The organism is Micrococcus sp. CS26, assembly GCF_055522295.1.
In genome coordinates this window covers 81,410-103,510 of sequence record NZ_JBVFVY010000004.1, presented here as the reverse complement: position 1 = coordinate 103,510, position 22,101 = coordinate 81,410, and the positions used below count along the sequence as shown (strand labels likewise).

Genomic DNA, 22,101 nt, shown 5'->3' with positions numbered 1-22,101 from the left:
TGACTATAGCCACAAGCGCGGGCGGGGACGCAACGCAGGCCGCGTCTGCGCGTGCGGCACGGCGCCCTCAGGCCCCGGTGGGCACCCGCTCCCGACGCGCGGCGGCCCGCTCGCGGACCCAGCGCAGCACGTCCTCCGGACGGTTGGTGGTGAGCTCCTGCACTCCCTGGGCGAGGAGGAACTCGGCGTCCTCGCGCTCGTCGACGGTCCACACCCGCAGGCGTCGCCCCGCCGCCAGCCACGCCTTCACGTCCGCCAGGTGCTCCCGCACGTAGGCCACGGAGGGCCCCGCCAGCCCGGCTCGGCCGCGCCAGACGAGCGCCTCGGACCCCGCCAGCGACTGACGCGCCGCCGCACGCACCGCCGCCCGGCTCAGCGGCCCCCGCGCGAGCCGGGTCGGCAGCTCCGTCGGCATGAGGTCCATCAGGGGGCAGAGGGGGTCCGTGCCGGCCAGCGGAGCCACGTGGCGCAGCGCGTCCGGATGGAAGCTCATGAGGGACACCTGCACCTGACCCACCCGGCCGGTCTCCGGGTCCCAGCCGGCCCGCAGCAGCTCCCGCAGCACCCGCTCCTCGAGCTCATGCCCGAACGGGGAGGGATGCTTGAGCTCCACGGCCAGACGCAGCGGCCGGTCCGCGGCCGTCGCGATCGCCAGGAGGTCGGCCAGGGTGAGCACCTGCTCCCCCGCGCCGCCGTACGCGGCGGGCGGCGCCGTCGTCGTGGCGGGCTCGGCCCCCGGACGCCGGGCGTGCCACGAGACGACGTCGAGACCGCGCAGACGATCCAGCGTGTGGTCCGCGACGGCGCCGCGCCCGTCCGAGGTGCGGTCCACGGTGGGGTCGTGCCAGCAGACGACCTCGCGGTCCCGCGTGAGCTGGACATCGCATTCGAGACCGTCCGCGCCCACGGCGAGGGCGTGGAGCATGGCGGCGCGGGTGTGCTCGGGGAAGGCGGCGGAGGCGCCGCGGTGGGCGATCACGAGGGCGGGCACGCCGCCAGGCTAGGGAGCGCGTGTGCCGGCCACGTCACCGCAGGGTGCCCGGCTGGTTAACTGGTGGGGACCATTCGGTGCGCGCGATCAGGAGCCTTCCGTGTCCCTCTCCCCCGACCCCGCCCAGCAGCTGCTCAGCGCCGGCGCCCTCGAACGCGCGGCGGGCCTGCGGCGCATGAAGGCCGTCGCCCTGGGGCTGCTCATCCTGCTGGCCGTGGTGTTCGTGGTCGCGTTCCCGTTGCAGGACACCCACCCGGTGTGGGGCTACGTGCGCGCCGCCGCGGAGGGCGGCATGGTCGGCGCGCTGGCGGACTGGTTCGCGGTCACGGCGCTGTTCCGCCACCCGATGGGGGTGCCCGTGCCGCATACCGCCCTGATCCCGCGGAAGAAGGACCAGCTCGGCGCCGCGCTGACCGAGTTCGTGCAGGAGAACTTCCTGGACTCGGAGGTCGCCCACGAGAAGGTCGACGGATTGAAGGTGGCCGAGGCCGCCGGCGGCTGGCTGCGCCGTGAGGAGAACGCGGCCCGCACCGCCCGGGAGATCGCGACGGCGGCCCGGGGCGCCATGGCCGCGGCTGACGACGACGCCGTCCAGGAGCTGCTGCGCCAGCTGATGGAACGCCACATGGTGGCCCCGGACTGGTCCCCCACGCTCGCGGGCGTGCTGGAGGACGTGGTGGCCGGCCGGCACCACGAGCGCGTGGTGGACCTCGTGGTCGCCCACACCGGGGACTGGGTGGCCGCCCACCCCGAGCTGTTCGTCGAGACGGTGCGCCGCCGCTCCCCCGAGTGGAGCCCGGACCTCGTGGACCGCCTCCTCGCCGAGCGACTGCACGCCGAGACCCTCAAATACCTCGCCGGCATCCGCCGCGACCGGCAGCACGAGGCCCGCCGCGCCGTCGACGACTGGCTCGACCGCCTCGCCGACGAGATGCGGAACGAGCCGGCCACCCGCGCCTCGGTGGAACGGTTCAAGCGGAACCTGTTCGCGGACGAACGGCTGCGCGCGTGGGCCGGGCGGGCCTGGGTCTCCCTGCGGGACTCGCTCCTGGATGCGCTCGAGGACCCGTCCTCCGACCTGCATCGCGCGCTCGTGGCCGCCCTGCGCGACCTCGGCGCCCGCCTGCAGGAGGACCCCGAGCTGCGCGACCGCGTGGACGGCCACGCCCGCCGCGCCGCGGCGTATGCGCTGAGCTCCTACGGCCCGGCGCTCACCGGGGTGATCGAGGAGACGGTCGCCCGCTGGGACGGCGAGCAGACCGCGCGCACCCTCGAGCTGTTCGTGGGCAAGGACCTGCAGTTCATCCGCATCAACGGCTCGATCGTCGGCGCGCTCGCGGGCCTGGCGATCCACGGGGTGGCCACGCTGTTCCTCTGAGCCGCCGCCCCTACCCCGCACTTTCGAACGTGAAATGGGGCGAATGGGCGCTTTCGAGCGTGAGATAGGCCCTCTCTCACGTTCGAAAGCGCGGGGGCGGGGGCGACGGACGCGCGGGGGCGGGGCCGTCAGGCGGCGGGCTTGCCCTTCTTCTGCCTGTCGTCCTTCTCGTCCTTGCCGCCGGGCAGGGCGCGACGGATCGCACCGAAGACGCCGCCGTCGTCCTTGGTGCCATCGGCGCGCCCCTGTGCGGCGCCCTCGCGGATCTCGCCGGGGATCACCATCGGCAGGGGGCCGAAGAGCTCCGCGGCGTTCTCCATCACGGCCTTGCCCATGGCGCGGTTGCCCACGCCGCCGATCACGGCGCCCACGCCGAACGGCACGGCGCGGCCCACGAAGCCGGCACCCTGCCGCAGGCGCATCTTGCGCATGAACGTCCTCTTGAGGCGATCCACCACGAACGCGCTGATGCCGGTGCCCGATGCGGTGCCCGCGAGCGCGTTGAGGCTGGACTGCGGGTCGTAGGGACGGCCGGCCTTGGCGGCGGCCTCGCGGAGCAGCTCCTTGGCGTCGTCGCCGAGCATGAGGCCCATGACGAGGGCCTGGGCGCGCTGCGGGTCCTGCGTGGTGATGCCGTGCAGCTCGGCGAGGGACTGCGCGTAGAGGGCGGTGGCCTCCATGAAGCCGGCGACCGCGGCACCGGACAGGCCGAGCGCGGCCACGGTGCCGATGCCCGGGACGATCGCGGTGCCGCCCACGGCGGCACCGGCCCCCGTGACGGTGGTCAGGTACTGCTGCCCGAGCCGCTCGGCGAGACGCTCCGGGCTCTCCCCCGGGTGCTTCGCCGCCATGCGCTGGATGTTCTTCAGGACCAGGGGGCGCTGGACCGCCAACACCGTGGAGAGGGCCTTCTCGAAGCCCTCCGTGGGCTCGCCGTTCTCATCGAGTGCCGACTTCAGCCCGAAGTCCTTCACCTTCCCGGACGCGTACCGGCCGATCGTCGAGTTCTTTGCCATGCGCGCCACAGTATCGGCGCGCGACCCCCGCGGTCAGGACCCGGGCGTCGCCGCGCGCAGGGAGTGCTCGAGGAAGATGCGCACGTCACGGACCTCGTCGGGGCCGGTCCCGTGCAGGATCCCGGGGTAGGTGCGCACGGTCAGGCGGGTGTGCTCCTCGGCCCACGCGCGGGTGTGGGCGACGGCGTCCGGATGGATCACGGGATCCTCGGCGTCCCGGCCCCAGAAGAACGGGCGCGGGCCCGGTCCCTCGGCCGGGGAGTCGAGCATGGCCAGCAGCTCGTTGTCGACGGCGAAGCCGCTCAGGCCCACACCGCAGGTGAACGCCTCGGGGCGCAGACGCAGGACCGTCGTCGCCATGGCCATGCCCTGGGAGAAGCCGAGCACCGAGACCGTGCGGAAGCCGGCCGCCACGACCTCCTCGGCGGAGAGCACGTCGAACACGCGGTGGGCGGCGGCGAGCACCTGGGCGAAGTCGGACTGCAGCAGCAGGTCGAGCAGGAACCAGCCGTGCGCGCCGGGGTCGCCCGGGCCCTCGGAGGCCGTCTCGTCGATCTCGAAGCCGCCGCGCACCGCCAGGCCGGTGCACCGCTCCGGGAGCATCGGGAAGTGGCGGCGCGCCGCGCGGACCTCGTTGGAGCCGTAGCCGTGGAACACGAGCACCAGGTCCGTGCCCGCGCGCTCCGCCGGCGGGCGCGACCACACCACGCTGTGGCCGGAACTGATCGTCTCGGTGACTGGTGTGGGCGTGGGGCTCATGGCTCCATCCTAGGGAGAGGCCCCTGACCGGGCGTCATGCCTGGTCAGGGGCCGCTTTCCGGTGGGCCCTGCGGGGATCGAACCCGCGACCGGCGGATTAAAAGTCCGATGCTCTGCCAGCTGAGCTAAAGGCCCCCACCCGCGGCCGACGACGACGGCGTGCGGCCGACGACGGCGACCCTCGCGGGTGCCCTCCGATGGTAGCCCAGGCGTCCGGGGCACTACCGTGGACGGGGCCGCCGCCGCCGGCGACCACGTCCCCACCCCGATGCGCCCTCGAAGGGAGCCCGCCCATGGCACGTCACCGCCTGCCCGCCGGCCGCGGCGCGAGCTCGAGCGCCTCGGGCGTGCTGCGCCCGCACCGGCCCCGCCTCTCGGAGCCGCAGGAGCTCACGCACTTCGCCGGCGGCGAAGACCCGCAGGAAGTGGCCGCGGCGGCCTCGCGCCTGGCCCACGCCCTCGTGGCCGGCGGCCGCGCGGAGGAGGACCCGGCCGTCGTCGAGCGGCTGGTCGGGCTGGTCCACGAGCTCGGCGTCGAGACGCTCGCGGAGCTGTGGGCGGACGCCCCGCCCGTCTCGCTCGCCGGCGCCCTGTGGCGCCTGTACGTGCTCCAGGAGGCGACGGCCCGCGACGGCGAACGCTGGGCCGCCTGGTACCGCGCCGGGCACGCCGCCTACGCCTCGCGCGTCGTGGCGGGCGCCGTCGAGCCGCCGGGGCCGGCCGAGCTGCGCCGCCTCACGGACACGATCCTCACGGGCGCCTACCGCTCCGAGATCGACGTCGCGTTCGAGCGCGCCGCGGCCTACGCCCGCGTCGTGGCCCTGGGCCAGGTCGAGCACGCCGAGGGCTCCGAGGCCGCCGCCCCGGACCGCGCCGCCGCCCTCACCCGCCGGGCCGCGCGCCTGGTCAGCACCGCCGACGCCCTGGAGGCGGCGGGTCGAGCGTTTCGGGACGGATCGCTAGACTGAAGGGGACGGCGCCGGGCCGCTGGTAACCCCGGGCTCCAACACACAGCCGCTGCGAGCGGCCTTCCGCCGAGAGGCGTTCCCGGTCCGGCGTCGTCGTCGACCCCTTCGCCACCCGTCGACGAGAGAGCGACCGCTGCCCATGTCCCCCCGCATGCCCTGGCTCGTCACGCGCGACACCCCGGCGCTGCGCCACATGGCAGACCTCGCCGAGGCCCTGCACCGGGCGGTGCACCTGGTGGCCCAGGTCGCAGGGACCCGCGGACCCGAGGCGGACCGTGCCGCCCGTGAGCTCGAGGAGCTCGACTCGTCCTCGAGCGCCACCCTCATGGCCTTCCTCACCGCGCTGCGCAGCGCCTACGTGACTCCGCTGCCTCGTCAGGACCTCTACCGGCTGGCCAGCGGCGTGCACGCGACCACCCGGCGCGTCGTGTCGGCGGGCGTGCTGATCCAACGGGCCGACCTGGAGGAGCTGCCGACGCACGCCCTCGACATCCTGGAGACCGTGGGCCGGCAGGCCGAGCTGCTCGCCCGCGGCGCCGCCGAGGTGCGCGACCTCGACGCCCTGGAGGCCACGTGGATGCAGCTGCTGCGCGCCTCCCGCCGCGCGGAGCGGGTCATGGTCGAGTGGCTCGCCGACCTCGGCATGGACCTGCTGCAGCGCGACTACAACCGCCAGCGCGAGGTCGCCTGGGCGCTGCACGCGGCGCTCGAGGCCCTCTCCCGCGTGAACATGGACCTGGGCATGGTGCTCGTCCGTGAGTCCTGAGCCGGTGGAGGCGCCGTGACCGCGGGGCTCGCCGTCGTCCTCGTGCTGCTGTGCGCCGTCGGCGCGCTGATGGGGTTCCGCGACGCCCCCAACGCCGCGGCGCTGCCTGTCCGGTACCGGGCGCTGACACCGCGCGGGGCCCTCCTCCTGACCGGAGCGGTCAACACCGTGGGCGCGCTGCTGGGCATCGGGCTCATCACGCTGAGCGTGCACTACTTCACCTCGCCCGCGGTGCGCAGCGAGATCGGCCCCCTGGCCGTGGGCGTGTCCTGCGTGGTGACCCTCGTGTGGGGTCTGCTGCTGTGGTGGCGGCGCCTGCCCGGCTCCAGCACGCACGCGCTGATCTCCGCGCTGGCGGGCAGCCACCTCGCCGTGCGCCTGAGTCTGGACATCGACGTCGCCCTCACCATCTTCGACCTCGTCCGCGCCGAGGTGCTGCTCAGCCTGCTGCTCTCGCCCCTGATCGCGTGGGCGCTCGCCCGCCTGCTCACCGCCCCCGCCATGCGGCTCGCCACCCGGGGCACCACGGTCAACGTCCAGCACCGGGCCCGCGTCGCGTTGGGCATCTCCGCCAGCGCCATGGCCATGGGCCACGGCCTGCAGGCCGGTCAGCGCATGGGGGTGCTGTGGGCCGCCGTGCTGGTGGGGTCCGGGTCCGTCCTGGCGCCGGACGCCCTGACGGCCGAGTTCGTGGGGGGCGCGTTCCTGTTCGCCCTCGCGGTCGGGCTCGGCACGCTGGGCGGCGCCTGGCGGATCGCCTGGACCCTCACCGAGCGTCTCGTGCGCCTCGACCCCCTGCGGGCGTCCGTGGCCGCCGTCATCCCCGCGGGCCTGCTGTTCGTCGGATCCCTGGTGTTCCACCTGCCCCTGTCCTCCACCCACACGGCGACGGCGGCCATCGTGGGCGCCGGCCAGACGCAGACCTACGCGTCCGTGCGCTGGCCCACCGTGCTGCGCGTGGTCGGCTGGTGGGTGCTCACGCCGGTGGCCTGCGCCCTTCTCGGCCTCCTCGGCACGCTGGCCCTCGTCCCGCTGGCCTGAGGCCGCGCCCGACGACGGCGGCCCGGCCCCGCAGACGCCGCGACCCCGCCCGGCGTGCGGCCGGACGGGGTCGGGGACGGAGCGCGGGGCGGCTCAGCCGAAGCGGCCGGAGACGTAGTCCTCGGTCTGCTGGCTCGAGGGGTTGTTGAAGATGACGTTGGTGTCGTCGTACTCGATCAGCTTGCCGGGCTTGCCGACGCCCTGGATGTTGAAGAACGCGGTCTTGTCCGCCACGCGCGCGGCCTGCTGCATGTTGTGCGTGACGATGATGACCGTGTACTCCTCCTTGAGCTCGTTGATCAGGTCCTCGACGGCGAGGGTGGAGATCGGGTCGAGCGCGGAGCAGGGCTCGTCCATGAGGATCACGTCGGGCTGCACCGCGATGGAGCGGGCGATGCACAGACGCTGCTGCTGACCGCCGGAGAGGCCGGAGCCGGGCTTGTCGAGGCGGTCCTTGACCTCGTTCCACAGGTTGGCGCCGCGCAGGGACTTCTCCACGAGCTCGTCCGCACGGGACTTGTTCAGGCGGGTGCCGTTGAGCTTGTAGCCGGCCAGCACGTTGTCCCGGATGGACATCGTGGGGAACGGGTTCGGGCGCTGGAAGACCATGCCGATCTGGGAACGGACGCGGACCGGGTCCACACCGGGCCCGTAGATGTCCTCGCCGTCGAGCAGGAGCTGGCCGTCCACGGTGGCGCCGGGGAGCACCTCGTGCATGCGGTTGATGGTGCGCAGGAAGGTGGTCTTGCCGCAGCCGGAGGGGCCGATGAAGGCGGTGACGGAGCGGGGGGCGATGTCGATGTTGACGCCCTCGACGGCCTTGAACTTGCCGTAGAAGACATCGACGTCGATGGCCTGGATGCGCTTGGACATGAGTGGTTCTGTTCCTTCGTGGAAGTCTCTGGGGGGGGTGCGACGGGGTCGGGGCCGGCCGCCCGGGGGATTCCGGGCGGCCGGGCCTCACCGGCCCTGCTTGGGGGCGAACGCCTTGGCGATGAACCGTGCCGCCAGGTTGAGCAGCATGACGATGGTCACGAGCAGCAGGGCGGCTGCCCAGGCGCGGGCGGTCGAGGGGTCCGCCGCCGTGGGTGAGGTCGGGGCGACCAGCTGGCGGTAGATGTACACCGGCAGCGCGGTCATCCAGTTGTCGAACGGGTTCCAGTTGATGCTGGTGGCGAAGCCGGCCGTCACGAGGATCGGCGCGGTCTCGCCCGCCACGCGGGCGATGGCCAGGGTGACGCCGGAGGCGATGCCGGAGATCGCGGTGGGCAGGACCACCTTGGCGATGGTCTGCCACTTGCGCACGCCGAGGGCGTAGGCGCCCTCGCGCAGCTCGTTGGGCACCACACGGAGCATCTCCTCCGTGGATCGCACGACCACGGGGATCATGAGCACGGAGAGAGCGATCGCGGCCGTGAGACCCATCTGCACGGACTGCAGTGCGGTGGACTTGCTGCCGGTGACCAGGGTCAGGACCCACGTGATCGCGGCGTAGGCGAAGAGGCCGGCCACGATCGAAGGGATGCCGGTCATGACGTCCACGAAGAACACGATGGCCCGGGAGAACCAGCCGCCGCGGCTGTACTCCACCAGGTAGATGGACGTGAGCATGCCGATCGGCACGGAGATCAGGGTCGCGATGATCGTGATCACGACGGTGCCGATCAGGGCGTGGCCGAAACCGCCCGCGAGCCCGCCGGCGGGCTTGCCGTCCTCCACCCACGCCGAGTCGTCGATGCCGGTGATGCCCTTCATGTCGTACGCCATGATCTGCGGGTTGGCGATCAGGGTCGGCAGACCGGCGGAGAGGACCGACCACAGCACGGAGACCAGCGGCACCAGGGCCACGAGGAACGCCAGCCACACGAGGTTGCGACACAGGCCGTCTGCGGCGCGGCGCCGGTTCTCCATCACGCGGGTGGCCACGTAGAGCCCCGCGATGTAGAGGATGGCGGCGATGATCACGAAACCGACCACGTTGAAGGCGCCGCTGAGCAGCACGGTCAGGCCGGCGGCGACGACGGCCGCGGCAGCTGCGACGGCCATCCAGGTCCAGCCGGGCTTCTGACCCTCGGTCAGGGAATGACGCCGCGGCGTCACGCTGTCCTCGGTGGCCCGGGGAGAAGTCGAGACAGTGCTCATGTCAGTTGGCTCCCGAGAATTCCTTGTGCTTGCTCACGATCGCGCGGGCGATCATGTTCACCACGAGGGTGATGATGAAGAGCATGAGACCGGCAGCGATCAGCTCGTGCAGGCGCATGTTGAACGCCTCGGGGAAGTTGAGCGCGATCTCCGACGGGATCGTCTGGTTCCTGCCGGACTCCACGAGCGACCAGGAGAAGACGCCGCCGGAGAGCACCATGGTGACCGCCATGGTCTCGCCGAGCGCGCGGCCGAGGCCGAGCATGATCGAGGAGACGATGCCGGCCCGGGCGAACGGGAACACGGTCATCTTGATCATCTCCCAGCGCGTGGCGCCGAGGCCGAGCGCGGCCTCCTCGTGGAGCTTCGGGGTCTGGGTGAAGATCTCACGGCAGAGCGCGGTGATGATCGGCAGGACCATCACGGCCAGCACGACGCCCGAGGTCAGCAGGGTACGGCCCGTGGTGGTGGCCGAGCCGCCGAAGAACGGGATGAAGCCCAGGTTCTCGTTGAGCCAGCCGTAGATCGGCACCATCAGCGGAGCGAGCGTCAGCCAGCCCCACACGCCGTAGACCACGGAGGGGATCGCGGCCAGCAGATCGATCACGAAGCCCACCGACTGCGCGATGCGCGGGGGCGCATAGTGCGAGATGAACAGGGCGACACCGATCGCGACCGGGGTGGCGATGAGCAGAGCGATGATCGACACCATCACGGTGCCGGCCATGAGCGGCCACACGTACTGGAAGAAGGAGTCCGCAGACACGAGCTCCGCGCCCGGCTGCAGGGCAGGCCATGCCTCCGTCAGGAGGAAGACCGCCACGAAGGCGAGCACGAGCAGGATCAGGACGGCGGCCGCCAGGGCCCCGCCGGAGAGGAGCTTGTCTCCGGCGGCTCCGCGGCGGGGGCCGCGCAGGCTGGACGGCTTCGGTGCCGCTTCGTTGGTGGTTGAGGACACAGTGCCTTCCCTCGGATCGACGTGCATGGTGATGGACGGGCCGCGACGAACGAGCGCCCTGACGCGGCTTCAGCCGCCGGGCCCGTGGGGCCCGGCGGCCGAAGCGACGGTGGGTCAGCCGACAAGAAGCGACATCAGCCCTTGACCGAGATGGCCTCGATGCGCTCCATGGCCTTCTTGCGGGTGTCCTCGGAGATCGGGGCGTTGCCCGCGGACTTCTCGGCGGTCTTCTGACCGTCCTCGGACACGACGTACTCGGCGAAGGTCTTGACCTGGTCCACGGTCTCCTGCGACTCGTACTGGTTGCAGTAGATGTGGTAGGAGACCAGCACGACGGGGTACACGCCGGACTCGTCGGTGGCGCGGTCGAGCTCGATCGAGCCGTCCTCCTTGGCCTCGGACTTCTCGACGGTGGCGGCCGCGGCCTCGGCGGAGTACTTCACGTACTCCTCGCCGACCTTCACGGACACGGTGCCCAGCTCGCCCACGGCGGAGGCGTCGGCGTAGGTGATGGCGCCCTCGGTCTGGGAGGCCAGGCCCACGACACCCTTGGTGCCCTGGGCGGACTCGGCGGTGATGTCGGACGGCCAGGTCTCGACCTCGTCGTAGGACCAGGCATCGCCGGCGGCCTCGGTGAGGTAGGCGGTGAAGTTCTCGGTGGTGCCCGAGTCGTCGGAGCGGTGCACGACGGTGATCGGGGTGTCGGGCAGCTCGACGCCCTCGTTCTGCGCGGCGATGGCCTCGTCGTTCCAGTTCTTGATCTCGCCGGAGAACACCTTGGCGATGGTCTCGGCGTCCATCTTGACCTCATCGACGCCCGGCAGGTTGTAGGCCACGGCGATCGGGGAGATGTAGGCCGGCACGTGGAACGCACCCTCGTCGCCGCAGTTCTCCTTGGCGGACTCAGCCTCCTCCTCCTTGAGGGCGGCGTCGGAGCCGGCGAAGGAGGTGGCACCGGCGAGGAACTTCTCACGACCGGCACCGGAGCCGTCCGGGGAGTACTGCACGGTCAGGTTCGGAGCGATCTCGGTGACACCCTGGGTCCAGGCGGTCATGGCCGCCTCCTGCGAGGAGGCGCCGGCGCCGACCAGGTTGCCCTGGACCTCGGAGGTGGTGCCCTGCTCGCCGCTGGCGGAGCCGGAGGCATCGGAGCCGCCGTTGCCGCTGTCCGCGGAGGAGCAGGCGGTCAGGGCGATGGCGGCCACGGACAGGAGGGCGGCGGAGCGGCCGAAGCGGTGAGCCTTCACGAAGAGCCTCTTTCAATCGGATGACGACGGTGAGGGCAGAGCGTCCGGCTGGCCCGGTTCTGCACCGCACCCGACCGTACGGTCCAGAGGTGAATCGAGTGCTCGGCCGGGGTGAACAGATGGTGAACGGGAGCGGCATTCGCAGGAATGATCTGTGCCGTGGACCACAATGCTTGGTTGAGCCTCGCACGGCGAGGGCTCCCCGGCGTCGGACTAGGCTGGCCGCATGACGGACCGCTTCGCCACCGCCACGGGCACGGTGCCGATGGTCGACCCCCAGACCCGCGGGGAACGTCTCGGCCGCTTCCTGCGTCGGCGCGCCCGTGCGGGCTGGTCCCGCGTCCGCTCCTCCGTGGGCCAGGCCGCCCTCGTCGCTGTCTGCGCGGTGGGCGCCTACTGGTTCGCGGAGGCCGTCCTGGGCCACCAGCAGCCCCTGTTCGCCTCCACCGCCCTGCTGATCGCCCTCGGCTTCCAACGGGAGCCGAAGCTGCGCAAGGTGGCCGAGGTCGCCGTCGGCTGCACCGTCGGCATCCTGATCGGGGACCTGCTCATGGTCGGGCTCGGCCGCGGCCTGTGGCAGGCCTCGGTGGTCCTGTTCGTGTCCGTGATGGTGGCCCGGTTCCTGGACTCCGGCGCCACATTCACGATGCAGATGTCCCTGCAGTCCGTCCTCGTGGTCCTCCTGCCCACCGGCACGGGAGGGCCGTTCGTCCGCAGCCAGGACGCGATCGTGGGCGGCGTCCTGGCCCTGCTCGTCACGTTCCTCTCGCCCCAGGACGTGCGCCGTCCCGCGGTGCGTCAGCTGGGTGGACTCTACGACTCGATCGCCACGGTGCTGCGCGACCTCTCCCGGGCCCTGCGGGAGGACGACTCCCGCACCGCCTGGATGGCGCTGGTGGCCAGCCGCGGCATGCACACCACGCTGGAGGCGCTGCGCAAGGAGCTGCGCGTCACGCATGAGCAGACCGTGTTCAACCCGCTGCACCGCTCCTCGCGCTCCTTCGTGGAGGACGCGGTGAACGCGGCGGACCGCTCGGATCTGGCGGTGCGCTCCCTGCGGATCGTGGCCCGGCGGGTGGTCTCGGCCCTGGACGAGGGCGTGCTCGACGACGACGTCCGCGAGCGCCTGGCCGCCTGGTTCGACGACGCCGCGGACGCCGTCGAGATCCTGCACCGCTCCCTCGTGGAGCCGCAGGCCGAGGGCCGCCATCGCTCGCTGTCCGTGGCGCGGGACGCCCTGGGGGCGTCCGCGTCCGCGCTGGACCCGCACCAGCTGGGCGGCGGGTCCGTGCACGGCGAGGCGCTCGTGATGCTGCTGCGGCCCATGATGGTGGACCTCATCGAGGCCACGGGCGCCGAGCACGACGAGGCGCGCGGCTACCTGCCCCGCGTCTGAGCCCGACGGCGGCGCACGGCCCCGGCGGCCGACGTCGGACCGCGCGCGGTGCCGGCTAACGCGTCCGCCTCGGCTCCTAGAGTGGGCGCATGGCCACCAAGACCGCCCCGAAGCGTGCCCCCGGATACCGCTGCACCGAGTGCGGCTGGACCACCGTGAAGTGGGTCGGCCGCTGCGGGGAGTGCCAGTCGTGGGGCACGGTCGAGGAGATCGGGCTGACGTCGACCACCGGTCGCACGCGCGCGGCCACGGTCGCGGAGGTCGCGCCGCGCATCGCGGACGTGGACGCCACGCTGGCCTCGTTCCGCTCCACGGGGGTGCGTGAGCTGGACCGCGTGCTCGGCGGCGGCCTCGTGCCGGGCGCGGTGATCCTGCTGGCCGGCGAGCCGGGCATCGGCAAGTCCACGCTGCTGTTGGACGTGGCCGCCCAGACGGCGCGCGGCGCGGGCGGCGGCGGTCCGCGCTCGGTGCTGTACCTGACGGGCGAGGAGTCGGCGGCGCAGGTGCGCTCCCGCGCAGACCGGATCGGGGCGATCGCGGACACCCTGCGTCTGACGGCGGAGACGGACCTGGGCCGGGCACTGGGGCAGATCGAGCGGACGGACCCGGAGCTGGTGATCGTGGACTCCGTGCAGACCCTGCAGTCCACCGAGGTGGACGGGATCGCCGGGGGCGTCAGCCAGGTGCGCGAGGTGGCGGCCAGCCTCATCCGCACGGCCAAGGAGAAGGGGATCACCACGGTCCTGGTGGGCCACGTGACGAAGGACGGGACCATCGCCGGCCCGCGGCTGCTCGAGCACCTCGTGGACGTGGTCTGCCAGTTCGAGGGGGACCGCCACTCACGGCTGCGCCTGGTGCGTGCGGTGAAGAACCGCTTCGGGCCCACGGACGAGGTCGGCTGCTTCGACCTGCGGGAGGACGGCATCGAGTCCCTGGACGACCCCTCCGGTCTGTTCCTCTCGGGCGTCTCGGAGCCGGTCGAGGGCACGTGCGTGACGGTGACGCTCGAGGGCCGGCGCCCGCTCGTGGCCGAGGTGCAGTCCCTGCTCACCCCGTCCGCCGGCGGCAGCCCGCGCCGCACCGTCTCCGGCGTGGACGCGGCGCGCGTGAACATGCTCCTGGCCGTGCTCCAGCGCCGGGCCCGTTTCGCCCTCGCCCAGGACGACTGCTACGTGGCCACCGTGGGCGGCGTGCGACTCTCGGAGCCCGCCTCGGACCTGGCCGTGGCCGTCGCCGTGGCCTCGGCGAAGCTCTCGGCCCCCGTCCCGCAGGGGATGATCGCCGTCGGTGAGCTCGGGCTGGCCGGGGAGGTGCGCCCCGTGCCCGGCATCGGGCGACGGGTGCGCGAGGCCGCCCGCCTGGGCTTCACCCGCGCCCTGGTCCCCCGCTCCCCCGAGCCGCTCGGGGACGTCCCCGCGGGCTTCACGGTGGCGGAGGTCGGCTCGATCGGCGAGGCCCTCGCCACGATCCCCACGTGGACCGGCGGCGGCCCGGCCGCGCATCCGGAGGCCGGCCCCGGCCGCTGACGGCGCGGCCGGCTCAGCGGGACGATGACGGCGACGGGTCGGTGGTCGAGGCCGACGCCGGGTCGGAGGCGGACCCCGACGGGGAGGCGCTGCCGCTCGAGGAGGGGGTGGCCGAGGAGGGGGTGGCCGAGGAGGGGGCGGCCGAGGAGCTGCTGTCCTGGGCCCCCGGGGCGAGCTCCTCGAGGATCTTCAGCGCGACGGGGCGGGAGGTGACGTCGCCGAGGCTGACCGTCAGCAGATGGGGCCCGGGCTCCGCGAGAGCGCCGAGGCGGCCGCAGTCCTGGCTCGAGGCGCGGCCGGACCAGCGGTACACGGCGGTGAGCTCCTCGTGCGGGTACAGCACCCGCTGGGCCTCCGCGGGGTCCGCCTGGCAGATGCGGGTGGAGAAGACGTCGTCGCCCTCGGCCGTGCGGATCGTGAACTCCTGCCGGGCCGTGCCCACATCCGTGCGGCACGGGGTCGAGGAGAGGTTCGTGATGCCCAGGCGCAGCTCGGCCTCCTCGCCCCGCTGGTACTCGGACCGGTCCGCGGAGGCGGCGATCCGCAGATCCGAGGGCTGGCACTCGGCGGCGTCCTCGAGGGCCACGGTAGGCGAGGCGGAACTGGACTCGGCGTCCGTGGCCGGGGCGGGCGACGGGGAGTGCACCGGCGTCGGGGCGGCGGAGGGGTCGGCGTCCTCGGAGGAGAAGGCGCCGATCCCGGCTCGGACGAGCGCCACGACGGCCCACCCCACCAGGAGCAGGAGCACGAGGGCGAGCAGGGCGGCCACGAGCCGCCGGCGGCGGTAGACGGCGGGGGACGGCTTCGACCCGGGGGAAGTCGGACGAGACGGCATGCGATCCAGGGTAGGCGGCGGCGCACCCTACAGTGGACGCCATGCCCGCGCCCGCCCCCCTCGTCCCGCCCACGGTGGACGTGCCGCACCTGCACGACGCGATGCTGGGCTGGTTCGCCGTCCACGCCCGGGACCTGCCCTGGCGCAGCCCGGACTGCTCCCCGTGGGGCGTGCTCGTCTCGGAGATCATGCTCCAGCAGACCCCGGTCGTGCGGGTGCTGCCCCGCTGGCGGGAGTGGCTGGAGCGCTGGCCCACCCCCGCGGACCTGGCCGCCGCCCCCACCGCAGACGTGCTCACGGCCTGGGACCGACTCGGCTACCCGCGCCGGGCCCTGTGCCTCCAGGAGGCCGCCCGGGCCGTCGTCGGGCGCCACGACGGCCGGGTGCCGGCCGACCCCGCCGCCCTGCGCGCCCTGCCCGGCATCGGCGAGTACACGGCCGCGGCGGTCGCGAGCTTCGCGTTCGGCGTCCCCGAGACCGTCGTGGACACCAACGTGCGCCGGGTGATCGCGCGCGCGGTCGCGGGTGAGGCCCTGCCCGGCAGGTCGCTGACCCGCGCCGAGATGCGCCGCGCCCAGGCCCTCATGCCCGAGGACCCCGCCCGCGCCAACGCGTGGAACGCGGCCGTCATGGAACTCGGGGCCCTCGTCTGCACCGCCCGCTCCCCCGCCTGCGACCGCTGCCCGCTGGCGGAGACGTGCGCGTGGGTCGCAGCGGGCTCCCCGCCGCCGGTGGAGGTGCCGCGCGGCCAGGCCTGGGCCGGCACGGACCGTCAGGTGCGCGGGGCCGTGATGGCCGCCGTCCGCGAGCACGGGCGCGTGGCCGAGGCGGAGGTGCCCGCCGTCGTCGTGGCCGGGGGGCGGCTCGGGTCGCACCGCCCCGACGACGCGCAGTGGGCGCGGTGCGTCGCCGGGCTCGTGTCGGACGGGCTGCTGGCCCGGGACGACGACGGCGGCCTCACCTTCCCGGCCTGACCTCGCCGGGGCCTGGGGCGGCCCGCGGTGCGGCGGCTCAGAGGCGGCGGATCATCCGCGTGTTGCCGAGCGTGTTCGGCTTGACCCGGGCGAGGTCCAGGAACTCGGCGACGCCCTCGTCCGTGGAGCGCAGCAGTTCCGCGTAGACCTCCGGGTCCACGGCGGACTGGTCCGCCATCACCTCGAAACCGTGCCGGCGGAAGAACTCGACCTCGAAGGTCAGGCAGAAGACCCGCTCGACGCCCACGGCCCGCGCACGGTCCAGCAGCTCCTCGATGATCAGGTGCCCGACGCCGGTCCCCCGGTGGGCCTCCGAGACGGCGAGGGTGCGGACCTCGGCGATGTCCTGCCACATCACGTGGAGGGCGCCGAAGCCGGCCAGGGTCCCGTCCGCCTCCTCGGCGACCACGAACTCCTGGATGGCCTCGTAGTAGGCCACCGCCTCCTTCTGGAGCAGCACGCGCTCCCGCGCCAGCGGCTCCACGAGCGCCTGGATGACCGGGACGTCCTGGGTCCGCGCCGAGCGGAGGGTGAGGGGGCGGTCGGCAGGCATGGGGTCCAGTCTAGGCACGGACATCCCGACCCCGGACAGACGGGAGCCCCCGTCCCGGCGGACCGGGCGGGGGCTCCCGCGGCGTCGACGGCAGGCTCAGGCCTGCTGCTCGCCCTCGTCCCCGGACAGGAACTTCTCCTGCGCGCCGTCGACACCCTTGTTCACGGTGTCGCCGTGCTCGCCGAGCTTGTCGCCGTGCTGCTCCTGAGCGTTGTCCACGGCCTCGTCGATCTTGTCCGAGTGCTGGTTTGCGAGGTTGTTCAGGTCACCGATACCCATGGGCGGCCTCCTTCTTCTCGGGGCTGCCCCGCAGCCGTCCCGGCGAGCGCCGGGTCGAAGCGGAGACAGGACCACCGTCGAGCGGTCACAGACCACAGTGGCACCGATCCCGCCGCGAGGGAACCCCTCTCGTGCCTCCGGAGAGGCGGGCCGGTTCAGCGGTCCTTCGCGAGGCCGTCCTTGATGCCGGCGGCGGTGTCGCGGACCTCGGCCCCGGCGTCCCCGCGGGGGCACGACGACGGCCCGCCGCCTCCTCCCCGAGGGGGAGGGGCGACGGGCCGTGGCCACCGGACGCGCGGTCCGGCGTCGTGGGTCAGACCCCGCAGGTCACACGGAGCGGTCGGCGTCCACCGGATCGCCGGCACCGGACTCGAGCTCGGCCAGGTCCGCACCCTCCAGGGCCTCCCGGCCGCCGGAGAACGCGAACGTCAGCTCGGCGCCCTCCCCCTCGCCCGTGGCGTCCACGGTGATGAGGGAGCCGGCCGGGATCTCGCCGAAGAGGATCTTCTCCGAGAGCTGGTCCTCCACCATCTGCTGGATGGTGCGGCGCAGCGGGCGGGCGCCCATGGCCGGATCGTAGCCGCGGTCCGCGAGCAGATCCTTGGCGGACTGGGTGAGCTCGATGGACAGGTCCTGCTCCGCCAGGCGCTTGCCGAGGCGGGAGACGAACAGGTCCACGATCTCCACGATCTCGTGCTTCTGCAGCTGCGGGAACACGATCACGTCGTCCACACGGTTGAGGAACTCGGGGCGGAAGTGCTGGCGCAGCTCCTCCTTGACCTTGCCCTTCATCCGCTCGTACCCGGTGGTGGTGTCCGTGGCCGACTGGAAGCCGGTCATGACGCCCTTGGAGATGTCCCGGGTGCCGAGGTTCGTGGTCATGATGATCACGGTGTTCTTGAAGTCCACCACACGGCCCTGCGAGTCGGTCAGGCGACCGTCCTCGAGGATCTGCAGCAGGGAGTTGAACAGGTCCTGATGGGCCTTCTCCACCTCGTCGAACAGCACCACGGAGAACGGACGGCGGCGGACCTTCTCGGTGAGCTGGCCGCCCTCCTCGTAGCCCACGTAGCCGGGAGGGGCGCCGAACAGACGCGAGACGGTGTGCTTCTCCTGGAACTCGGACATGTCCAGCGTGATGAGCGCGTCCTCGTCCCCGAAGAGGAACTCCGCGAGGGACTTGGCCAGCTCCGTCTTGCCGACGCCGGTGGGGCCGGCGAAGATGAACGACCCCGAGGGGCGGTTCGGGTCCTTCAGGCCCGCGCGGGTGCGGCGGATGGCGCGGGACAGGGACTTGATGGCCTCGTCCTGGCCGATCACGCGGCGGTGGAGCTCGTCCTCCATGTTGCGCAGGCGGTCCGTCTCCTCCTCGGTGAGCTTGAACACCGGGATGCCGGTGGACTTGGAGAGCACCTCGGCGATGAGGTCCTCGTCCACCGTGGCGACGTCGGCGTCCGCGCCGGTGCGCCACGCCTGCTCCTTCTCGCGGCGCTCGTCCCCGAGCTGCTGCTCCTGGTCCCGCAGGCGGGCGGCGCCCTCGAAGTCCTGGCCGTCGATGGCGGCCTCCTTCTGGGTGCGCACCTCCGCGATCCGGGACTCGTAGGCCTTGATCTCCGGCGGCACGGTCATGCGACGGATGCGCAGACGCGCGCCGGCCTCGTCGATCAGGTCGATGGCCTTGTCCGGCAGGTGCCGGTCGGAGACGTAGCGGTCCGCCAGGCCGGCGGCGGCCTTGAGCGCGCCGTCGGTGATGGAGACCTTGTGGTGCGCCTCGTAGCGGTCCCGCAGGCCGCGCAGGATCTCCGTGGCGTCCTCGACGGACGGCTCGGCGACCTGGATCGGCTGGAAGCGGCGCTCGAGCGCGGCGTCCTTCTCGATGTGCTTGCGGTACTCGTCCAGCGTGGTGGCGCCGATGGTCTGCAGCTCACCGCGGGCCAGCATCGGCTTGAGGATGCTGGCGGCGTCGATCGCGCCCTCGGCCGCACCCGCCCCGACGAGGGTGTGGATCTCGTCGATGAACAGGATGATGTCCCCGCGCGTGCGGATCTCCTTGAGCACCTTCTTCAGGCGCTCCTCGAAGTCGCCGCGGTAGCGGGAGCCGGCCACGAGGGAGCCGAGGTCCAGCGAGTAGAGCTGCTTGTCCCTGAGCGTCTCCGGGACGTCGCCGCGGTCGATCGCCTGGGCCAGGCCCTCGACGACGGCGGTCTTGCCGACGCCGGGCTCGCCGATGAGCACGGGGTTGTTCTTGGTGCGGCGGGAGAGCACCTGCATGACGCGCTCCATCTCACCCGCACGCCCGATGACGGGATCCAGCTTGCCGTCGTGCGCGGCCGCGGTGAGGTTGCGTCCGAACTGGTCCAGCACCACGGAGCCGGCGTTCTGGCCGGCCTCGCCGCCCTGGCCCACCCCGGCACCCGCGGTCTCCTTGCCACCCTGGGCGCCGCCCTGGTAGCCGGAGAGCAGCTGGATGACCGTCTGACGGACGCGGTTCAGGTCCGCGCCGAGCTGCACGAGGACCTGGGCGGCCACGCCCTCGCCCTCGCGGATCAGGCCGAGCAGGATGTGCTCGGTGCCGATGTAGTTGTGGCCGAGCTGCAGCGCCTCGCGCAGGGACAGCTCGAGCACCTTCTTGGCGCGCGGCGTGAAGGGGATGTGGCCGGGCGGGTTCTGCTGACCCTGGCCGATGTCCTCCTGCACCTTCTCTCGCACGGCGCCCAGGGAGATGTCCATGGACTCCAGTGCCTTGGCTGCGACGCCCTCACCCTCGTGGATCAGACCGAGCAGGATGTGCTCGGTGCCGATGTAGCTGTGGTTGAGCATGCGCGCCTCTTCCTGGGCGAGCACGACCACCCGCCGGGCGCGGTCGGTGAATCTCTCGAACATGGGCACACTCCTTGCGTACGGTCGTGGTCGACACTACGCACCCGGACCGCGTGCCGCGCGGCTGTTCGCCAGCGGGAGAAGCGGCCCGGCCGTCCTCGGGAGGGGCCGGAACGAGGCCCGGGGACGCCGATTCCTCGACGCACCCGGGCGGGACGCTCACTTGCGCTTCGCGTTGCGGTAGGCCTCCACCACGTCGCGGTGCAGGCGACCGCGGCTCGAGACCTCGTAGCCGTTCTCGGCCGCCCACTTGCGGATCTGGGCGGCCTCGACCTTGGGCGACGGCGGCGCCACGGCGCGGCCCTTCTTCATGTAGGGCTTCAGGAACTCACGGAGTTCCGCAGCGTGCTCCTTCGACAGGTCGATCTCGTAATTGCGACCGTCCAATGCAAAGTTCACGGTCTCATCTGCAGGCGAACTGTCAAGATCATCCACGAGGACCACTTCTACCTTCTGTGCCAACGGTGATTCCCACTTTCTTCTCTCGTGCGCGTGTCCCTGGGTTCCGGTCTTCGCTCTCGGGGTTCTTTCCCGCGTGCTCACGATTCCGGCCGTGCACTTGTGGTGATTCAAGAATACCGCAACGAAGCCGGGCAGAAGGATTCTTCAACGCCGGGGAAGGAATCTCACCGGGCGCGGTCCTCCGGATCAGCCCCCGGCCCTCCCTCGGCTCGGCGTCGGGCCGCCCACTCACGGGCCTCGGCCTCCTCGCGGGCCGCCCGCGCGTCCGCGCCCGAGAGCCGGCGGGCCTGACTCTCGCGCTCACCCGTGTCCGAACGCAGCAGGGAGCGCATCACCAGCCAGAAGATGAGCCCGAGGCCGATCGAGGGGGCGAGGACGGAGAAGTAGTCCCAGAAGGCGGCCATGTCAGGCCTCCGGCTTGAGCAGCGGGAAGAGGATGGTCTCGCGGATGCCGGCGTCCGTGAACAGCATCACCAGGCGGTCGATGCCCAGGCCGATGCCGCCCATGGGCGGGGCGCCGTACTCGAGGGCGCGCAGGAAGTCCTCGTCCAGCTGCATCGCCTCGTCGTCGCCGGCGGCCGCCATCGCCGACTGGGCGGTCAGGCGCTCGCGCTGGATGACGGGGTCGATCAGCTCGGAGAACGCGGTGCCGCGCTCCATGCCGCCGATGATCAGGTCCCAGGCCTCGATGACCCGGTCGTCCGAGCGGTGCGGGCGCGCGAGCGGCTGGGCGGCCGGCGGGTAGTCGTACACGAACGTGGGGTTCATCAGGGTGGGCTCCACGATCTCGCCGAACAGCTCGATCACGAGCTTCTCCGCGTCCCACGCGGGGTCCACCTTGACCTCGTGCTCCGCGGCGATCGCCCGCAGCGTTTCGGCGTCCGTCTCCGGGGTGATCTCGCGGCCCACGGCCTCGGACAGCCCCGGGTACACGGCGACCCAGGCCCACTCGCCGTCGAGGTCGATGACGCCCTTCGCGGTCTCGAGCCGACGCCCGGCGCCCACCGCGTCCGCGGCGTTGAGGATGATCTCCTGCATGCGCTCGGCCATGACGTGCATGTCCGCCCACGCCTCATAGGACTCGAGGGTGGTGAACTCGGGCGAGTGGGTCGAGTCCACGCCCTCGTTGCGGAACACGCGGCCGATCTCGAACACGCGGTCGATGCCGCCGACGACGGCGCGCTTGAGGTACAGCTCGGTGGCGATGCGCAGGGTCATCGGCTGGTCGAACGCGTTGAGGTGCGTCTCGAAGGGACGTGCGAGGGCGCCGCCGTGGACCAGCTGGAGCATCGGGGTCTCCACCTCCACGTAGCCGTGGCCCTCGAGGGTGCGCCGCACCGCCGAGGTGACCTTGGCCCGGGTGTAGACCATGCGGCGGGCCTCCTCGCGCACGATCAGGTCCGCGTAGCGCTGGCGGACGCGGGTCTCCTCGTTCAGGTCCGCGTGCAGCACGGGCAGGGGGCGCAGCGCCTTGGAGGCCATCTCCCACGCCGAGGCCATGATGGACAGCTCGCCGCGGCGCGAGACGATCACCTCGCCGGTGACGGAGAGGAAGTCGCCCAGGTCCACGACCTTCTTCCACTCGGCCAGGGACTCCTCACCGACGGCGGCCAGGGACACCATGACCTGGAGGCGGACGGCCTCCCCGTCCGCGCCGGACTCCTGCAGGGTGGCGAAGCAGAGCTTGCCGGTGTTGCGGAGGAAGACGACGCGCCCGGTCACCGACACGGTCTCGCCCGAGGTCCAGTCGGGCTCGTGGCCGTCGAACCGCTCACGCACCTCGGCCAGCGCGTGGGTGCGCGGCACCTGCACGGGGTAGGCCTCGCGGCCCGAGGCGAGCAGCTGCTCACGCTTGGCGGCGCGGACGGCCTGCTGATCGTGGTGGTCGACGGCGGCGGAGGCGGAGTTCTGGGTGGTCACGGTCCCCGAG

At 72.5% G+C, this 22,101-nt stretch carries 21 protein-coding genes and 1 tRNA gene; 7 read left to right on the top strand and 15 right to left on the bottom strand.

The genetic code is table 11. From position 1 onward, the window contains the following. Nucleotides 1–67: 67 nt before the first annotated feature. A complete protein-coding gene (locus ACZ1IK_RS03120) occupies nucleotides 68–991 on the bottom strand; it encodes a glycerophosphodiester phosphodiesterase (protein ID WP_041103596.1) in 924 nt (307 codons plus the stop codon). 100 nt (nucleotides 992–1,091) lie between these two features. Here ACZ1IK_RS03120 and ACZ1IK_RS03115 point away from each other — a divergent pair, with 100 nt between their 5' ends. Continuing rightward, nucleotides 1,092–2,369: a DUF445 domain-containing protein gene (locus tag ACZ1IK_RS03115; RefSeq protein WP_041103595.1), complete on the top strand. Its 1,278-nt coding sequence runs from the start codon at nucleotides 1,092–1,094 to the stop codon at nucleotides 2,367–2,369. Nucleotides 2,370–2,497: 128 nt separating this feature from the next. On the opposite strand, the gene ACZ1IK_RS03110 is transcribed toward ACZ1IK_RS03115, so the two are convergent. The 3 genes from ACZ1IK_RS03110 to ACZ1IK_RS03100 all read right to left on the bottom strand — a co-directional run bounded on the left by ACZ1IK_RS03110 (nucleotide 2,498) and on the right by ACZ1IK_RS03100 (nucleotide 4,279). After that, nucleotides 2,498–3,385, bottom strand: a complete 888-nt coding sequence (locus ACZ1IK_RS03110; protein ID WP_041103594.1) for a hypothetical protein — start codon at nucleotides 3,383–3,385, stop codon at nucleotides 2,498–2,500. Nucleotides 3,386–3,418: 33 nt separating this feature from the next. After that, the gene (locus tag ACZ1IK_RS03105; protein ID WP_010079631.1) at nucleotides 3,419–4,144 is read right to left on the bottom strand and encodes an alpha/beta hydrolase; all 726 of its coding nucleotides are present in this window, start codon (nucleotides 4,142–4,144) and stop codon (nucleotides 3,419–3,421) included. A gap of 62 nt (nucleotides 4,145–4,206) precedes the next feature. Then, nucleotides 4,207–4,279: transfer RNA gene (locus ACZ1IK_RS03100), tRNA-Lys, on the bottom strand. Nucleotides 4,280–4,437: 158 nt separating this feature from the next. Between ACZ1IK_RS03100 and ACZ1IK_RS03095 the strand changes: the two genes are divergently transcribed. The 3 genes from ACZ1IK_RS03095 to ACZ1IK_RS03085 all read left to right on the top strand — a co-directional run bounded on the left by ACZ1IK_RS03095 (nucleotide 4,438) and on the right by ACZ1IK_RS03085 (nucleotide 6,919). Next, nucleotides 4,438–5,112, top strand: a complete 675-nt coding sequence (locus tag ACZ1IK_RS03095) for a hypothetical protein (protein WP_036339116.1) — start codon at nucleotides 4,438–4,440, stop codon at nucleotides 5,110–5,112. 139 nt (nucleotides 5,113–5,251) lie between these two features. Further along, nucleotides 5,252–5,878 (top strand): hypothetical protein, encoded by a 627-nt coding sequence (locus tag ACZ1IK_RS03090; protein ID WP_036339118.1) that lies wholly within the window; start codon nucleotides 5,252–5,254, stop codon nucleotides 5,876–5,878. Between the two features lie 15 nt (nucleotides 5,879–5,893). Then, nucleotides 5,894–6,919 (top strand): inorganic phosphate transporter, encoded by a 1,026-nt coding sequence (locus tag ACZ1IK_RS03085; RefSeq protein WP_002856097.1) that lies wholly within the window; start codon nucleotides 5,894–5,896, stop codon nucleotides 6,917–6,919. Between the two features lie 93 nt (nucleotides 6,920–7,012). On the opposite strand, the gene pstB is transcribed toward ACZ1IK_RS03085, so the two are convergent. The 4 genes from pstB to pstS all read right to left on the bottom strand — a co-directional run bounded on the left by pstB (nucleotide 7,013) and on the right by pstS (nucleotide 11,266). Then, nucleotides 7,013–7,792 carry a phosphate ABC transporter ATP-binding protein PstB gene (pstB, locus tag ACZ1IK_RS03080; protein WP_036314853.1) on the bottom strand — a complete coding sequence of 260 codons (780 nt, stop codon included), beginning with the start codon at nucleotides 7,790–7,792 and terminating at the stop codon, nucleotides 7,013–7,015. Nucleotides 7,793–7,879: 87 nt separating this feature from the next. Next, on the bottom strand, nucleotides 7,880–9,061 hold the full coding sequence (gene pstA, locus ACZ1IK_RS03075) for a phosphate ABC transporter permease PstA (RefSeq protein ID WP_036314852.1): 1,182 nt from the start codon (nucleotides 9,059–9,061) through the stop codon (nucleotides 7,880–7,882). 1 nt (nucleotide 9,062) lies between these two features. After that, nucleotides 9,063–10,019 (bottom strand): phosphate ABC transporter permease subunit PstC, encoded by a 957-nt coding sequence (gene pstC, locus ACZ1IK_RS03070; RefSeq protein ID WP_036314850.1) that lies wholly within the window; start codon nucleotides 10,017–10,019, stop codon nucleotides 9,063–9,065. Between the two features lie 134 nt (nucleotides 10,020–10,153). Then, a complete protein-coding gene (gene pstS, locus ACZ1IK_RS03065) occupies nucleotides 10,154–11,266 on the bottom strand; it encodes a phosphate ABC transporter substrate-binding protein PstS (protein ID WP_036314847.1) in 1,113 nt (370 codons plus the stop codon). Nucleotides 11,267–11,492: 226 nt separating this feature from the next. Here pstS and ACZ1IK_RS03060 point away from each other — a divergent pair, with 226 nt between their 5' ends. Then, the gene (locus tag ACZ1IK_RS03060) at nucleotides 11,493–12,662 is read left to right on the top strand and encodes an FUSC family protein (RefSeq protein ID WP_465098315.1); all 1,170 of its coding nucleotides are present in this window, start codon (nucleotides 11,493–11,495) and stop codon (nucleotides 12,660–12,662) included. An 89-nt stretch (nucleotides 12,663–12,751) separates the two neighbouring features. Beyond that, nucleotides 12,752–14,188 carry a DNA repair protein RadA gene (gene radA, locus ACZ1IK_RS03055; RefSeq protein ID WP_069941089.1) on the top strand — a complete coding sequence of 479 codons (1,437 nt, stop codon included), beginning with the start codon at nucleotides 12,752–12,754 and terminating at the stop codon, nucleotides 14,186–14,188. A gap of 13 nt (nucleotides 14,189–14,201) precedes the next feature. On the opposite strand, the gene ACZ1IK_RS03050 is transcribed toward radA, so the two are convergent. Further along, nucleotides 14,202–15,023 (bottom strand): hypothetical protein, encoded by an 822-nt coding sequence (locus ACZ1IK_RS03050; protein ID WP_069941090.1) that lies wholly within the window; start codon nucleotides 15,021–15,023, stop codon nucleotides 14,202–14,204. A gap of 41 nt (nucleotides 15,024–15,064) precedes the next feature. On the opposite strand from ACZ1IK_RS03050, the gene ACZ1IK_RS03045 reads away from it, so the two are divergent. Then, complete coding sequence (locus ACZ1IK_RS03045) at nucleotides 15,065–15,997, top strand: HhH-GPD family protein (RefSeq protein WP_406017538.1); 933 nt, start codon at nucleotides 15,065–15,067, stop codon at nucleotides 15,995–15,997. 37 nt (nucleotides 15,998–16,034) lie between these two features. Here ACZ1IK_RS03045 and ACZ1IK_RS03040 read toward each other — a convergent pair whose 3' ends face one another. The 6 genes from ACZ1IK_RS03040 to lysS all read right to left on the bottom strand — a co-directional run bounded on the left by ACZ1IK_RS03040 (nucleotide 16,035) and on the right by lysS (nucleotide 22,091). Continuing rightward, nucleotides 16,035–16,550: an amino-acid N-acetyltransferase gene (locus tag ACZ1IK_RS03040; protein WP_002856080.1), complete on the bottom strand. Its 516-nt coding sequence runs from the start codon at nucleotides 16,548–16,550 to the stop codon at nucleotides 16,035–16,037. Between the two features lie 96 nt (nucleotides 16,551–16,646). Further along, complete coding sequence (locus ACZ1IK_RS03035) at nucleotides 16,647–16,829, bottom strand: Rv0909 family putative TA system antitoxin (RefSeq protein ID WP_041104640.1); 183 nt, start codon at nucleotides 16,827–16,829, stop codon at nucleotides 16,647–16,649. A 327-nt stretch (nucleotides 16,830–17,156) separates the two neighbouring features. Beyond that, nucleotides 17,157–19,712, bottom strand: coding sequence for an ATP-dependent Clp protease ATP-binding subunit (locus ACZ1IK_RS03030; protein WP_041104641.1), 2,556 nt, complete (start codon nucleotides 19,710–19,712; stop codon nucleotides 17,157–17,159). Between the two features lie 156 nt (nucleotides 19,713–19,868). Then, on the bottom strand, nucleotides 19,869–20,252 hold the full coding sequence (locus ACZ1IK_RS03025; protein WP_370446019.1) for a histone-like nucleoid-structuring protein Lsr2: 384 nt from the start codon (nucleotides 20,250–20,252) through the stop codon (nucleotides 19,869–19,871). Nucleotides 20,253–20,335: 83 nt separating this feature from the next. Further along, nucleotides 20,336–20,575, bottom strand: coding sequence for a hypothetical protein (locus tag ACZ1IK_RS03020; RefSeq protein WP_041104642.1), 240 nt, complete (start codon nucleotides 20,573–20,575; stop codon nucleotides 20,336–20,338). A gap of 1 nt (nucleotide 20,576) precedes the next feature. After that, on the bottom strand, nucleotides 20,577–22,091 hold the full coding sequence (gene lysS / locus ACZ1IK_RS03015) for a lysine--tRNA ligase (RefSeq protein ID WP_036384191.1): 1,515 nt from the start codon (nucleotides 22,089–22,091) through the stop codon (nucleotides 20,577–20,579). Between the last annotated feature and the right edge of the window lie 10 nt (nucleotides 22,092–22,101).

Bases quoted from the DNA above. Each gene is read 5' to 3' on its own strand.
- pstA (WP_036314852.1), bottom strand. From the start codon at position 9,061: ATGAGCACTGTCTCGACTTCTCCCCGGGCCACCGAGGACAGCGTGACG.
- radA (WP_069941089.1), top strand. From the start codon at position 12,752: ATGGCCACCAAGACCGCCCCGAAGCGTGCCCCCGGATACCGCTGCACC.
- ACZ1IK_RS03060 (WP_465098315.1), top strand. From the start codon at position 11,493: ATGACGGACCGCTTCGCCACCGCCACGGGCACGGTGCCGATGGTCGAC.
- ACZ1IK_RS03110 (WP_041103594.1), bottom strand. From the start codon at position 3,385: ATGGCAAAGAACTCGACGATCGGCCGGTACGCGTCCGGGAAGGTGAAG.
- ACZ1IK_RS03035 (WP_041104640.1), bottom strand. From the start codon at position 16,829: ATGGGTATCGGTGACCTGAACAACCTCGCAAACCAGCACTCGGACAAG.
- ACZ1IK_RS03050 (WP_069941090.1), bottom strand. From the start codon at position 15,023: ATGCCGTCTCGTCCGACTTCCCCCGGGTCGAAGCCGTCCCCCGCCGTC.
- ACZ1IK_RS03095 (WP_036339116.1), top strand. From the start codon at position 4,438: ATGGCACGTCACCGCCTGCCCGCCGGCCGCGGCGCGAGCTCGAGCGCC.
- ACZ1IK_RS03020 (WP_041104642.1), bottom strand. From the start codon at position 20,575: ATGGCCGCCTTCTGGGACTACTTCTCCGTCCTCGCCCCCTCGATCGGC.
- pstB (WP_036314853.1), bottom strand. From the start codon at position 7,792: ATGTCCAAGCGCATCCAGGCCATCGACGTCGATGTCTTCTACGGCAAG.
- ACZ1IK_RS03030 (WP_041104641.1), bottom strand. From the start codon at position 19,712: ATGTTCGAGAGATTCACCGACCGCGCCCGGCGGGTGGTCGTGCTCGCC.
- ACZ1IK_RS03045 (WP_406017538.1), top strand. From the start codon at position 15,065: ATGCCCGCGCCCGCCCCCCTCGTCCCGCCCACGGTGGACGTGCCGCAC.
- ACZ1IK_RS03040 (WP_002856080.1), bottom strand. From the start codon at position 16,550: ATGCCTGCCGACCGCCCCCTCACCCTCCGCTCGGCGCGGACCCAGGAC.
- ACZ1IK_RS03105 (WP_010079631.1), bottom strand. From the start codon at position 4,144: ATGAGCCCCACGCCCACACCAGTCACCGAGACGATCAGTTCCGGCCAC.
- ACZ1IK_RS03090 (WP_036339118.1), top strand. From the start codon at position 5,252: ATGTCCCCCCGCATGCCCTGGCTCGTCACGCGCGACACCCCGGCGCTG.